Source organism: Simplicispira lacusdiani, from assembly GCF_003604195.1.
Taxonomy (GTDB): domain Bacteria; phylum Pseudomonadota; class Gammaproteobacteria; order Burkholderiales; family Burkholderiaceae_C; genus Simplicispira; species Simplicispira lacusdiani.
This window is the reverse complement of the sequence record NZ_QXGR01000002.1, coordinates 163,340-176,292: the sequence shown is the minus strand read 5'-3', so window position 1 is coordinate 176,292 and position 12,953 is coordinate 163,340. Positions and strand designations below refer to the sequence as shown.

General features: G+C 69.1%; 14 protein-coding genes. 10 read left to right on the top strand and 4 right to left on the bottom strand.

Going from position 1 to position 12,953, the window contains the following annotated elements; translation table 11 throughout:
• The 9 genes from D8S75_RS03410 to D8S75_RS03370 all read left to right on the top strand — a co-directional run bounded on the left by D8S75_RS03410 (position 1) and on the right by D8S75_RS03370 (position 7,541).
• Positions 1 to 567 carry a DUF4442 domain-containing protein gene (locus D8S75_RS03410; protein WP_119964546.1) on the top strand — a complete coding sequence of 189 codons (567 nt, stop codon included), beginning with the start codon at positions 1 to 3 and terminating at the stop codon, positions 565 to 567.
• A gap of 30 nt (positions 568 to 597) precedes the next feature.
• Positions 598 to 1,791 carry an acetyl-CoA C-acyltransferase gene (locus D8S75_RS03405; protein WP_119964545.1) on the top strand — a complete coding sequence of 398 codons (1,194 nt, stop codon included), beginning with the start codon at positions 598 to 600 and terminating at the stop codon, positions 1,789 to 1,791.
• Positions 1,792 to 1,998: 207 nt separating this feature from the next.
• On the top strand, positions 1,999 to 2,880 hold the full coding sequence (locus D8S75_RS03400) for an alpha/beta hydrolase family protein (RefSeq protein WP_119964544.1): 882 nt from the start codon (positions 1,999 to 2,001) through the stop codon (positions 2,878 to 2,880).
• Between the two features lie 77 nt (positions 2,881 to 2,957).
• On the top strand, positions 2,958 to 3,782 hold the full coding sequence (locus tag D8S75_RS03395; protein WP_119964543.1) for an acyl-CoA thioesterase: 825 nt from the start codon (positions 2,958 to 2,960) through the stop codon (positions 3,780 to 3,782).
• A gap of 37 nt (positions 3,783 to 3,819) precedes the next feature.
• A complete protein-coding gene (locus tag D8S75_RS03390) occupies positions 3,820 to 4,596 on the top strand; it encodes an enoyl-CoA hydratase (RefSeq protein ID WP_119964542.1) in 777 nt (258 codons plus the stop codon).
• A 268-nt stretch (positions 4,597 to 4,864) separates the two neighbouring features.
• A complete protein-coding gene (locus D8S75_RS03385) occupies positions 4,865 to 5,347 on the top strand; it encodes a thioesterase family protein (RefSeq protein ID WP_119964541.1) in 483 nt (160 codons plus the stop codon).
• A 135-nt stretch (positions 5,348 to 5,482) separates the two neighbouring features.
• On the top strand, positions 5,483 to 5,995 hold the full coding sequence (locus D8S75_RS03380; RefSeq protein WP_119964540.1) for a bactofilin family protein: 513 nt from the start codon (positions 5,483 to 5,485) through the stop codon (positions 5,993 to 5,995).
• Positions 5,996 to 6,078: 83 nt separating this feature from the next.
• Entirely contained in the window at positions 6,079 to 6,741 is a 663-nt protein-coding gene (locus D8S75_RS03375; protein ID WP_119964539.1) for a TetR/AcrR family transcriptional regulator, read from the top strand.
• Between the two features lie 26 nt (positions 6,742 to 6,767).
• Entirely contained in the window at positions 6,768 to 7,541 is a 774-nt protein-coding gene (locus D8S75_RS03370) for an enoyl-CoA hydratase/isomerase family protein (protein WP_119964538.1), read from the top strand.
• 29 nt (positions 7,542 to 7,570) lie between these two features.
• Here the strand turns inward: D8S75_RS03370 and D8S75_RS03365 are convergent, their stop codons facing one another.
• Positions 7,571 to 7,996 (bottom strand): acyl-CoA thioesterase, encoded by a 426-nt coding sequence (locus D8S75_RS03365; protein WP_119964537.1) that lies wholly within the window; start codon positions 7,994 to 7,996, stop codon positions 7,571 to 7,573.
• Between the two features lie 41 nt (positions 7,997 to 8,037).
• On the opposite strand from D8S75_RS03365, the gene D8S75_RS03360 reads away from it, so the two are divergent.
• A complete protein-coding gene (locus tag D8S75_RS03360; RefSeq protein ID WP_119964536.1) occupies positions 8,038 to 9,861 on the top strand; it encodes an ABCB family ABC transporter ATP-binding protein/permease in 1,824 nt (607 codons plus the stop codon).
• 105 nt (positions 9,862 to 9,966) lie between these two features.
• On the opposite strand, the gene D8S75_RS03355 is transcribed toward D8S75_RS03360, so the two are convergent.
• From D8S75_RS03355 to D8S75_RS03345, 3 genes are read right to left on the bottom strand one after another with little or no spacing between them, the layout of a single operon-like run.
• Positions 9,967 to 11,004, bottom strand: coding sequence for a DctP family TRAP transporter solute-binding subunit (locus tag D8S75_RS03355; protein ID WP_119964535.1), 1,038 nt, complete (start codon positions 11,002 to 11,004; stop codon positions 9,967 to 9,969).
• 22 nt (positions 11,005 to 11,026) lie between these two features.
• On the bottom strand, positions 11,027 to 12,325 hold the full coding sequence (locus D8S75_RS03350) for a TRAP transporter large permease (protein ID WP_119964534.1): 1,299 nt from the start codon (positions 12,323 to 12,325) through the stop codon (positions 11,027 to 11,029).
• Positions 12,322 to 12,900 carry a TRAP transporter small permease gene (locus D8S75_RS03345; protein WP_119964533.1) on the bottom strand — a complete coding sequence of 193 codons (579 nt, stop codon included), beginning with the start codon at positions 12,898 to 12,900 and terminating at the stop codon, positions 12,322 to 12,324. The genes D8S75_RS03350 and D8S75_RS03345 overlap by 4 nt, the downstream gene beginning before the upstream one ends.
• Positions 12,901 to 12,953 lie beyond the last annotated feature (53 nt).

Below are 12,953 nucleotides of genomic sequence, written 5' to 3'. Positions count from 1 at the left end.
ATGGCCCACGCCGTCGCCAGCGCGTCCGCGCGCCCCAACCGGCTGGCCCGCACCCTGGGCCAGCTCGACCGGGTGCCCGCGTTCGCCCGCCCTTGGGCGCGCAACCTGGTGCTGCGCCGTGCCGTGCCGTTCACCGGCACGGCCGGGTTGCAGTACGTGGCGCTGACGCCGCAGCGCGTGGAGATCGCCGTGGCCAACCAGCGCCGCGTGCAGAACCATATCCACGGCGTCCACGCCGCCGCCATGACGCTGCTGGCCGAGACGGCCACCGGCATGGTGGTGGGCATGAACGTGCGCGACGACTGCCTGCCGCTGGCCAAGGAACTGCGTGTCGCTTTCAAGCGGCGCGCCCAGGGCGCCCTGCGCGCCGTGGCCACCCTGACCGACGAGCAGCGCGCGCTGATGCAGCAAAGCGACAAGGGCGAAGTCACCGTGGCCGTGCAGGTGAGCGACGAATCCGGCGCGCAGCCGGTCGAGTGTGAATTCATCTGGGCTTGGGTGCCCTCGGCCAAGAAAACCCCCAGTGCCGATGCGGGACCAAACGCCGCAACCAAGCAGCGGGCCTAGGCCCCAACCCCTCAAGGTAAGGATCCCATCATGAAACAAGTCCAAGACGCCTACATCGTTGCCGCCACGCGCACGCCCATCGGGCGCTCGGGCCGCGGCTATTTCCGCAACACCCGCCCCGACGAGCTGCTGGTGGCCGCCATCAAGAGCGCCATGCTGCAGGTGCCCACGCTGGACCCCAAGGCGATTGAAGACGCCATCATCGGCTGCTCCTTCCCCGAAGGCGAGCAGGGCATGAACATGGCCCGTATCGCCACCGGCCTGGCGTTCAGCCACCCGGTGGGCGGCGTCACCGTCAACCGCTTCTGCGCCTCGGGCGTCACGGCCATCCAGATGGCCGCCGACCGCATCCGCGTGGGCGAGGCCGACGTGATGATCGCCGGTGGCGCCGAATCCATGAGCATGGTGCCCATGGGCGGCGGCAAGCCCTCGTTCAACCCCGAGGTGTTTGCCAAGGACGAGAACGTGGGCATCGCCTACGGCATGGGCCTGACGGCCGAGAAGGTGGCCCAGCAGTGGAAGGTGACCCGCGAAATGCAGGACGCCTTCGCGCTGGAATCGCACCTGCGCGCCCTCAAGGCACAGCAGGCGGGCGAATTCACCGACGAAATCACCCCGATCGAAGTGGTCGAGCGCACGCCCAACCTGGCGACCGGCGAGGTCACCGTCAAGACCCGCACCGTGAGCCTGGACGAGGGCCCGCGTCCCGACACCTCGCTCGAAGGCCTGGCCAAGCTCAAGCCCGTGTTCGCCGCGCGCGGCAGCGTGACGGCCGGCAACAGCTCGCAGACCAGCGACGGCGCGGGCGCGCTGATCCTGGCCAGCGAGAAGGCCGTCAAGCAGTTCGGCCTGACGCCGCTGGCGCGCTTCGTGAGCTACGCCGCGCGCGGCGTCCCGCCCGAAATCATGGGCATCGGCCCCATCGAGGCCATTCCCGCCGCGCTGCGCTACGCCGGCCTCAAGCACGAGGACATCGGCTGGTTCGAGCTGAACGAGGCCTTCGCCGCCCAGTCGCTCGCCGTGGTCAACACCCTGGGCCTGGACCCGGCCAAGGTCAACCCCATGGGCGGCGCCATCGCCCTGGGCCACCCGCTGGGCGCCACCGGCGCCATCCGCGCCGCCACGGTGGTGCACGCGCTGCGCCGCCACAAGCTGAAGTACGGCATGGTGACGATGTGCGTGGGCACGGGCCAAGGCGCAGCAGGCATCTTTGAAGCGCTGTAACTGGCTACTGCGCGGGCGTCATGCGTCGTTGGGCGGGGCTCGCAATCCTCACGTACTAGGCAAGTACGTTCCGGTTGCTGCGCTCCGTCTGCCTAGCCTGACACCCGCTCGCTACGCCCTTGAGGGCAGGGTGTACGCCCTTTCTTGAGGGCGGAGTGTTCTGAAACTCAAGTCGACGCAGATCGGCATGATGGACAGGAGACAAGCATGAACAAGCAGACCTTGCGGGTCGATGAAGGCGCCAGCGTGGCGCTGTGCACCTTCGAGCCCGAGGGCGCGGCGCGCGCCAGCGTGGTCATCGGCGGGGCCATGGGGGTGCGGCAGGACTACTACGCCTCGTTCGCCCAGTGGCTCGCGGGGCAGGGCTTTCGCGTCACCACGTTCGATTACCGGGGCCATGGCGATTCGCTCGTGGGCCCGATGCGCGAGGTGCGCGCCAACCTGTTCGACTGGGCGCGCGACTACGAGGCCGTGATCGCGGCCGCGCGCGCGGCGCTGCCCGGGCGGCCGCTGTACCTGCTGGGCCACAGCCTGGGCGCGCAGCTGCCCGGCCTGCTGCGCGACCCCGGCCAGGTCGATGGCCTGCTCAGCGTGGCGGCCGGCAGCGGCTACTGGCGCGACAACGCGCCGCGCCTCAAGCGCATGGTGCCCTACTTCTGGTGGGTGCTGGTGCCGCTGGCCACGCGCCTGTGGGGCTACTTCCCGGGCCGCACGCTCAAGAAGGTGGGCGACCTCCCGGCGGGGGTGATCCTGCAGTGGCGCCGCTGGTGTCTCAGCCCCACCTACAGCGTGGGCGCCGAGGGGCCGGCCGTGGCGCAGAGCTACGCGGCGGTGCGCTTTCCGGTGCTGGCGCTGTCGATGAGCGACGACGAACTCATGACGCTGCGCGGCACGCACAACCTCGTCAACCTCTACGCCAACGCGCCCACGCGTGTCGAGCGCATCGCGCCGCAGGACGTGAAGGCGCTGCGCATCGGGCATTTCGGCTTCTTCCGCGAGCAATTCCGCCAAAGCCTGTGGCCGCGCGCCGTGGCGCAACTGCTGGGGCTGGCCGAGGTCGAAAGGCCAGTCGCGGGCACGACGGCCTGAGGGCTGGTTTCGCGGCACACTAGGGGCTGTTCCCGCTATTTGCACACTGGCACACGGAGCGTGAGCCAGTCCACCCCATGACGACACACCACCCCTTCGATCAAGCCCTCGTGCTGGAAGGCTCGGCACCGGGCCACTACCGCGGGCACACCAGTCCAGCGTTCTGGAACATGGTCGGGCCCTTCGGCGGCATCACCGCCGCCACGGTGCTGCGCGCCATCCTGCTGCACCCCGACCGGCTGGGCGAACCGCTGTCGCTCACCGTCAACTACGCCGGGGCGCTGTCCACCGGCCCGTTCACGGTCCAGGCCACGCCGGTGCGCACCAACCGCTCCACGCAGCACTGGAGCGTCACCATCCTGCAGACCGACGCCGAGGGCGCGCAGGTGGTCACCACCACGGCCACGGCCGTGACGGCGGCGCGGCGCGAGACCTGGAGCATGGCCGACACGCCCATGCCCGAGGTGCCGCGCCCTGGCACGCTCGAACGCATTGGCTCGGTCAGCGGTGTCGAGTGGTTCAGCCGCTACGACATCCGCCCCGTCACCGGCGCCATGCCCCGGCAGTGGAACGGCCAGGGCGACAGCAGCCTGACGCAGCTGTGGATGCGTGACGATCCCGAGCGGCCGCTCGACTTCTGTTCGCTGGCCGCGCTGGCGGACGTGTTCTTCCCGCGCGTCTGGCTGCGCCGCGCGCTGCCCGTGCCCGCAGGCACGGTGTCGATCACCGTGTATTTCCATGCCGGCATGGCGCAGCTGCAGGAGACCGGCACCGGCTTCCTGCTCGGCCAGGCGCGGGGCCAGGAGTTCCGCAACGGCTTCTTCGACCAGACCGTGCAGCTCTGGAACGAGGCAGGCACCATGCTCGCCACCAGCCACCAGATCGTTTATTACAAAGAGTGAAGCACACGCGTCACCCCCCATTTCCAGAAAGCCTGCCATGAGCGACAACGCGAACGACATCCTGGTGCACACCGAAGCCGGTGTCACCACCATCACCTTCAACCGGGTGGACAAGAAGAACTCCCTGACCCGCGCCATGTACTCGGCCCTGGCCGACGCCTTCGAGGCCGCCGCCCAGGGCACCGATGTGCGCGTGGTGGTGCTGCAGGGCGACCTGGCCATCTTCAGCGCCGGCAACGACATCGGCGATTTCCTGCAGCAGCCCCCGGCCTCGCAGGATTCGCCGGTGTTCCGCTTCCTGCGCGCCATCGCCACCTTCCCCAAGCCCGTGGTGGCGGCCGTGTGCGGCCCGGCGGTGGGCATCGGCACCACCATGCTGCTGCACTGCGACCTGGTCTACGCCGGTGACAACGCCGCGTTCTCCATGCCCTTCGTGAACCTGGGCCTGTGCCCCGAGGCCGCGTCCAGCCTGCTGGTGCCGCAGATGCTGGGCTACCACCGCGCCGCCGAGGCCCTGCTGCTGGGCGAGCCCTTCCTGGCCGAGGCCGCGCTGGAGGTGGGCCTGGTCAACCGCGTGGTGCCCCCGACCGAGTGCAACGCCGTGGCGCAGGCCCAGGCGAAGAAGCTCGCAGCCAAGCCGCTGTCGGCGCTGGTCGAGACCAAGCGCCTCTTGAAGAAGGGCCAGACCGCCACCGTGCTCGAACGCATGGCCGAGGAGGGCGAGAGCTTCGGCCGCATGCTGCGCGAACCCGCCGCCCGCGAAGCCTTCACGGCGTTCATGGAAAAGAGAAAGCCTGATTTCAGCCAGTGCTGAAATCAGGCTCCTCCGAAGGAGGAATCCCTGCGAAGCGGGGTTAATCTTTCGTCAAAAGCGGCGCCCTGACTTCAGCAACTGCTGAAGTCAGGCCCACGCAGGGGGGTGCCCGGATTTCCGGGCATCAGCCGCTTTCGTTCAAAGAGAAAGCCTGATTTCAGCCAGTGCTGAGTTTGAAGCAAAATAGGCCCCCAGCGCTTTACCATAAAGCGCAAGTAGCTATGAAAACAATAGCGTCCTGCAGGCAGGCACGCTCCGAGGGAAGCCCATGAGCAAAGCCGCCGCACCGACCCCGCCCTTCGAGCCCGAGTTCATCGCCGGGCTCAAGACGATCTTCGAGGAACGCATCGTGTTCAACCAGGTGCTGGGGCTCAAGATCGTCAGCATGGAGGCCGAGCGCGTGGTGGGCCGCATCGAGATGAAGCCCGAGCTGATCGGGCATTTCGCGCACAACCGCATCCACGGCGGCGTCATCAGCGCCGGGCTGGACGCCATGGGCGGCCTGGCCGTGATGGCGGCCATCGGCGCGCGCCACATGGACGAGGCGCCGCTGCAGCGCCTGCACCGCTTCGCCAAGCTGGGCACCATCGACCTGCGCATCGACTACCTGCGCCCCGGCATCGGCACGCACTTTGAACTGCGCGCCGAGGTGCTGCGCCTGGGCTCGCGCGTGGCCACCACGCGCATGGAATTCCTCGGCCCGGACGGCAAGCTCATGTCGGCCGGCGCGGCGGCCTACATCGTTTCCTGATGTTGCGCGGCCGTGTGCCGCTGCAAGTGGTGCAAGCGCATGCAACCACTGAACCACCTCGTTACCGAACTTGCGCGATGTGCGGAGATGGCGCGGCATGCGCTGCCTACGATGCCTTTTTTTCAAGGAGATCCGATGGCCGTGCAAAACCCGTTCTTTGGCAAGCGTGAAGCCGAAGCCTTCCCGATGCGCCAGCCGACCACCCCTTCGGCCGCTGCCGTCCCCGCGGCCCCGGCCGCCGCCGTGGCCAGCGCCGCCAAGGCCCCGGTGCCGGAGAGCGCCGGCAGCAAGCTCACCGTGGGCCCCAACATCAAGCTCAAGGGCGTGGAGATCACCGACTGCGACACCCTCGTGGTCGAGGGCACGGTGGAGGCCACCATGGATTCGCGCGTGATCCAGATCGCCGAGCAGGGCGCCTTCCGGGGCTCGGCCGAGATCGACATCGCCGAGATCCGGGGCGCGTTCGACGGCACGTTGACCGTGCGCCAGAAGCTCGTGATCTTCAACACCGGCAAGGTCAGCGGCAAGATCCGCTATGGCAAGCTGGTGATCGAGGAGGGCGGCCAGCTTTCGGGAGAGATCGGCGTGGGCATGGCGCCGCAGCCGCCGGCCGCGCGCCCGGCGGTCGCGGCGGCGCAGGCGGCTTGATCGGGGCGGCTCGGGGCTTTCCCGGAGGAATTCACCCAAGCAAACGATTGCTTCAATAATCGATCCGGGCTATCGTCCCGGGCATGCCCGCATCCCCTACCGCCCCTCCACCGTCCGGCACCGGCGGCCCGGCCCGGCCCCGGGGCCGGCCGCCCAAGACGCAGGACGAGCGCGACGAAGGCAACCGGCGCCGCCTCATCATCGACGGCGCGGCGCGGCTGTTCCGCGCCAAGGGCTTCGAGGGGGCCAGCACGCGCGACATCGCGGCCGCCGCCGGCATGCGCAGCGGCTCGCCGTTCTACCATTTCGAGAGCAAGAACGCGCTCCTGCACGCCGTCATGCAGGAGGGCCTGGAGCGCGCCGTGCAAAGCCAGCAGCAGGCCCTGGCGCGCCTGCCCCCGGACGCGCCGCCGCGCGCGCGCCTGGCGGCGCTGGTGCGCCACCACTTCGAGATCCTGTTCGGGCCCGAGGGCGACTTCATCCCCGTGATGTTGTACGAGTGGCGCTCGCTCACACCGCCGCAGCGCGCTTCCATCGCGCGCACCAAGGCCGTCTACGAGGCGCAATGGATGCCTGTGCTGGAGGCGCTGCACGCGGCCGGCCGGCTGCGCGCCGAGCCCGCCGTGGCGCGCCTGCTCATCCTCGGGGCGCTCAACTGGGCGGTGCAGTGGTACCAGCCCGGCGGGCGTCTGTCGCTCGATGCCTTGGCCGAACAGGCGCTGGGCCTGTTCATCGGCGGCGACTGACCCTTCCGACATCGACTGGAGACACCATGGAGCCCCATTTCACCGCCACCACCGAACAGAAAGTGCTGCACCTGCGCTTCGGCCAGCCCGGCGTGCGCAACCTCATGGATGACGCCTGGTTCGACGCCCTGGAGGCGCATCTGGCCGAGGCCGGCCGCGACCCCGGCGTGCGCGTGGTGCTGCTCAGCGCCGAGGGGGATGCCTTCTGCTCGGGCGCCAACCTCAAGGGGGTGCAGCACGGCCTGCTGTCCCAGGGCTACGAGCAATCGGCGCTGGCGCGCCTGCTGCGGCGCCTGACCACGTTCGACAAGCCGCTCGTGGCGGCGGTGCACGGCCTGGCCATCGGCGGCGGCACCACGCTGCTGCTGCACTGCGACTTCGTCTACGCGGCCGAGGGCACGCGCTTCCAGATGCCGTTCGCCAAGCTGGGCCTGGTGCCCGAGTTCGGTTCCAGCTATCTGCTGCCCCTGAATGCGGGCATGCGCCTGGCCAGCGAGCTGGTGCTGCTGGGCGAGCCCTTCGATCCCGAAACCGCGCTGCGCGCGGGCCTGGTCAATGCCGTGGTGCCCGGGGCCGAGCTGCTGGCGCGCGCACGGCGGACCGCCGATGTCCTGGCACAGACGGCGCCCGGCCCCCTGCGCCGCGCCAAGCTGCTGCTGCGCCAGGGCCACCAGGCCGCGCTGGCGGCCGCGCTGGCCGCCGAGGGCCAGGCGCTGCAGGAGAGCCTGCAATCGCCGGAACTGGCCGAGGCGGTGACCGCGTTCATCGAAAAGCGCGCGCCGGACTTTTCGCGGTTCTGACGCAGCACGCGCGGAAGTGGCGCAGCCACTCAGGGGGGTGTCCCCTCCTTCACCGGCAGTGGGCGCGGCCGCCCCTCGGCATCGATGGCCACGTAGGTCAGCAGCGCCTCGGTCACCTTCACGTAGCGACCCTGGTCGGTGAAGCGTTCGGCGAACACCTCCACGTCCACCGTGATGGAGGTGCGGCCGACGCGCGTCACGCTGGAGTAGAACGACAGGATGTCGCCCACGCGCACGGGCTGCTTGAACACGAACTCGTTCACCGCCACCGTGGCCATGCGGCCCTGCACATAGCGCGCGGGCAGCACCGAACCGGCCAGGTCGACCTGGGCCATGACCCAGCCGCCGAAGATGTCGCCGTTGCCATTGGTGTCCGCCGGCATGGGAATGACCTTGAGCACCAGCTCCTTGCCGTCGGGCAATGTGGTGGCGGGGCGGCTTGATTCCTGGGACATAGGCACAATCGGTAGTGGTACAGCAACCGGGATTCTGCTCCATGCGCCGCCACGGCGAAACCGCCCCCTCCAATTCCCCCGGCGCCAACGCGCGCACGCATTCCGACTGGGCCACGCTCGGCCGCCTCCTGCCCTACCTGTGGCAGTACAAATGGCGCGTGGTCGCGGCCATCTCCTTCATGGTGGGCGCGAAACTCGCCAACGTCAGCGTGCCGCTGCTGCTCAAGCAGCTCGTGGACACCATGGATGTGCCGCCCGGCGGCACCACCGCGCTGCTGGTGGTGCCGGTGGGCCTGCTGGTGGCCTACGGGATGCTGCGCCTCTCGACCTCGCTGTTCACCGAGCTGCGCGAGCTGGTGTTCGCCAAGGCCACGCACGGCGCGGCGCGCAGCATCGCGCTGCAGACCTTCGAGCACCTGCACTCGCTGAGCCTGCGCTTTCACCTGGAGCGCCAGACCGGCGGCATGACGCGCGACATCGAGCGCGGCGTGCGCGGCATCGAGTCTCTGGTGTCGTTCACGCTGTTCAACATCTTCGCCACGCTGATCGAGGTGGCGCTGGTGCTCGTCATCCTGGCGACGAAGTTCGACGCCTGGTTCGCCGGCATCACGCTGGCCGCGCTGGCGCTCTACATCACCTACACCGTGCTGGTGACCGAATGGCGCACGCAGTTCCGGCGCGAGGCCAACGAGTTCGACTCGGCCGCGCACACCAAGGCGGTGGACTCGCTGCTCAACTACGAGACCGTCAAGTACTTCAACAACGAGCAGTTCGAGGCGCGGCGCTACGACGAGAGCCTGGAGCGCCTGCGCCGCGCGCGGCTCAAGAGCCAGAGCACGCTGTCCATGCTCAACACGGGACAGCAGCTCATCATTGCCGCCGGGCTGGTGGCCATGCTCTGGCGCGCCACCCAGGGCGTGGCCGACGGGCGCATGACGCTGGGCGACCTGGTCATGGTCAATGCCTTCATGATCCAGATCTACATCCCGCTGAACTTCCTCGGCGTGATCTACCGCGAGATCAAGCAGAGCCTGACCGACCTGGACAAGATGTTCACGCTCATGGACCGCGAACGCGAGGTGGCCGACGCGCCGGACGCCGTGCCGCTGCTGGGGCTGGACCGGCCCACGGTGCGCTTCGAGGACGTGCACTTCGCCTACGAGAGCGGCCGCCCCATCCTGCAGGGCGTGAGCTTCGAGATCCCGGCCGGCAAGACGGTGGCCGTGGTCGGCCCCTCGGGCGCGGGCAAGAGCACGCTTTCGCGCCTGCTCTACCGCTTCTACGACATCCAGCAGGGCCGCATCACCATCGCCGGGCAGGAGCTGCGCGAGGTGACGCAGGCCAGCGTGCGCCAGGCCATCGGTATCGTGCCGCAGGACACCGTGCTGTTCAACGACACCGTGGCCTACAACATCGCCTACGGGCGTCCCGGCGCCACGCAGGGCGAGGTGGAGCAGGCGGCGCGCGCGGCGCACATCCACGGCTTCATCGCCGCCACGCCCAAGGGCTACGCCACCATGGTGGGCGAGCGCGGGCTCAAGCTCTCGGGCGGCGAGAAGCAGCGCGTGGCCATCGCGCGCACGCTGCTCAAGAACCCGCCCATCCTGATCTTCGACGAGGCCACCTCGGCGCTGGATTCGGCCAACGAACGCGCCATCCAGGCCGAGCTGCGCCAGGTGGCCCAGGGCAAGACCACGCTGGTGATCGCGCACCGGCTGTCCACCGTGGTCGACGCGCACGAGATCCTGGTCATGGACGCCGGCCGCATCGCCGAGCGCGGCACGCACGCCGAGCTGCTTGCCGCGGGCGGGCGCTATGCGCGCATGTGGGCGCTGCAGCAGTCGGGCGAGGCGGTGGAGGCTTGAAGTGTTTTTGGCCTCTGGCGCCCGACTGGTAAGCGCTGCTAGCTATCGAAAATGTAGCGAATAAAAAAGCCCCGCTGTGCGGGGCTTTTTGCCGAAGCGCGGGGCTCAGGGCTTGCGCGCGGCGATGGCCTTCTCGGCGGCATTCACGAGGTCGGCGCCGATCTGGCCCTTCCACTTGGCGTACACCGGGCGCGTGGCCTTGACGAACTCCTCGCGCTCGGCGGGGCTGAGCTGGGTCACGGTCACGCCATTGGCGGCGATGTCCTTGAGCAGTGGCTTGTCGGCCTCGACCATGCCCTTGCGCGCGATGGCGATCTCTTCCTTGCCGGCCTCGATGGCAGCCTGGCGCACGGCTTCGCGGTCGGCCGGCGTCCAGCTGTTCCAGATCTCCTTGTTCACCACGAAGACCAGCGGATCGTTCACGTAGCCCCACATGGTGACGTGCTTCTGCGCCACCGTGTGCAGCTTGGCGGCCTGGTAGACGGCGATGGGGTTCTCCTGGCCGTCCACGGCGCCGCTGGCGAAGGCCGGCTGCGCATCGGCCCAGCTCATCTGCGTGGGGTTGGCGCCCAGCGCGGTGAAGGTGTCGAGGAACAGCGGCGAGCCGACGACGCGGATCTTCAGGCCCTTGAGGTCGGCGGGGCTCTTGATCTGCTTCTTGGAGTTGGAGATCTCGCGGTAGCCGTTCTCGCCCCAGGCCAGGGGCACCACGCCGGCCTTCTCCAGCGTCTGGAAGATGCTCTTGCCCACCTCGCCCTGGGTCACGGCGTCCACGGCGGCGTAGTCGGGGAACAGGAAGGGCAGCGAGAACAGGTTGAGCTGCTTGACCTGCGGCGACCAGTTGATGGTCGAGCCGATGGCCATGTCGATCACGCCCTGGCGCAGCGCCGAGAACTCGCGCGTCTGGTCGCCCTGGATCAGCGACACGCCGGGGTAGAGCTTGATGTTGATGCGGCCCTGGGTCTTTTCGCGGACCTTGTGGGCCCACAGCTCGCCGCCCTTGCCCCAGGGGAAGGCCGTGCCCAGCACGAGCGACATGCGGTACTCGCTCTTGTACGCCGTCTGCGCCAGGGCGGCGGGGGCGGTGAAGGCCAGGGTGGCGGCGGCGGCCACGGCGGAGGTCAGGAAGGTGCGCAGTTTCATCGGTCAGTCTCCTTGGAAAAAATCAGTAGCCCAGTCGGGCGGGCAGCCACAGCGCGAGCTGCGGGAAGGCGATCACGGCCACCATCACGAGGAACATGGCCAGCAGCATGGGCCCGACCCAGCGCACGGTGGACTCCATGCGCACGCCGGCGATGCGGCACGACACCATCAGGTTCACGGCCAGCGGCGGCGTGAACTGGCCCAGCGCCACCTTGAGCGTGAGGATCACGCCGAACCACACCGGGTCCCACTGGTAGTGCTGCATGATGGGCAGCAAGAGCGGCACGAAGATCAGGAAGATGGAAATGCCGTCGAGGAACATGCCCACGGTGATGAGCAGCAAGATCAGCAGCGCCAGCACGCCGTATTCGCCCAGGCCCGAGTTCACGATGGCTGCGGCCACCGGATCGATCACGCCCAGCGTGGACAGCGAGAACGCGAAGATGCCCGCGAGCGACACCACGATGAGGATCACCGCCGAAAGCTCGCCCGATTCGCGCAGGATGGGGAACAGGTCGCGCAGCGTGATCGTGCGGTGGATCACCATGCCCACGAACAGGCCGTAGAACACGGCCACCACGGCGGCCTCGGTGGGCGTGAACCAGCCCGCGCGCATGCCGCCGAGGATCAGCACCGGCGCGGCCAGGCCCCACAGCGCCTCGCGCAGGCTCTTCCAGAACGGCGGGCGCGGCATGTCGGCCTCCAGCGCGCCCATGCCGTGCTTGCGCGCCATCCACACGGCGGGCACGATCAGCGCCACGCCGGCCAGCACGCCCGGCACCATGCCGGCGGCGAACAGCGCGGGCACCGAGGCGCCCGGCACCAGCACCGAGTAGATGATGAAGGCCACCGAGGGCGGGATCAGGATGTCGGTGGCCGCCGCCGCGCCCACCACGCTGGCCGAGAAGCTGCCGGGGTAGCCCGCGCGCGACATGGCGGCGATCATCACCCCGCCCACGGCGGCCGCGTTGGCCGGCCCCGAGCCCGAGATGCCGCCCAGGAACATGGCGACGGCGATCGCCACCAGCGGCAGCATGCCCGGGCCGCGTCCGACCAGGGCCACGGCGAAGTTCACCAGGCGCAGCGCCACGCCCGAGCGGTCGAAGATGGAGCCCACGAGCACGAACATGGGGATGGCCAGCAGCGGGTATTTGCCCAGGCCGGCGTAGAAGTTCTGCGGCACGGCCAGCAGGCCGAACCACTGCGTCTCGGCATTGGCCAGCGCGATGGCGGCCGCGCCCGCCAGGCCCAGGGCGGCGCCGATGGGCACGCCCACGAACATCATGGCCAGGAAGGCCACGAACAGCAGGGTGGCAATCATGGCTGGCGCTCCTCTGGCCCGGCAGGGCGGGAGGTGTCCAGGAATTCCACGTCCGGCACCTTGCCGCGCCGCCAGAACAGGCCGAGGGCGCGCCAGGTGATGAGCGCCGAGAACACCGGCAGCCAGGCCGAGTACCACCATTGCGGCACGCCGATGCCGGGGGAGGTCTCCTCGAAGCGGTAGTCGTCCCACACCACGCGCACGCTCAGCACGGCGATGGCGCCGAACAGCAGCGCCACCATCAGCGCGCCAAAGCGCGCCAGGGCACGGCGGCGCGCGAACGAACCGCCCTCGGCGAACCATTCGATGCGGATGTGCATGTCGCGCGCCACGGCGGCCGAGCCGGCCACCAGGGCCAGCACGATCATCAGGAAGACGGAAATCTCCTCCGTCCAGGCGAACGAGGAATTGGTGAAGTAGCGCACCAGCACGTTGGCGAAGGTGATGAGGGCCAGCAGCGCCATCACGATGACGGTGAGCCAGTCCTCGATGCGCAGCGAGCGGGGCTCGCTGCACCCGGGGGTGTCCGTGGTCGGCGCGGCGTTATCAGGCCCGGAAGAGGGTGTGGTGGACATGGTGTTGGAAGGTCGGGGAGAGCACGGCGAGAGGGCGCAGCCGCGACCGGCCA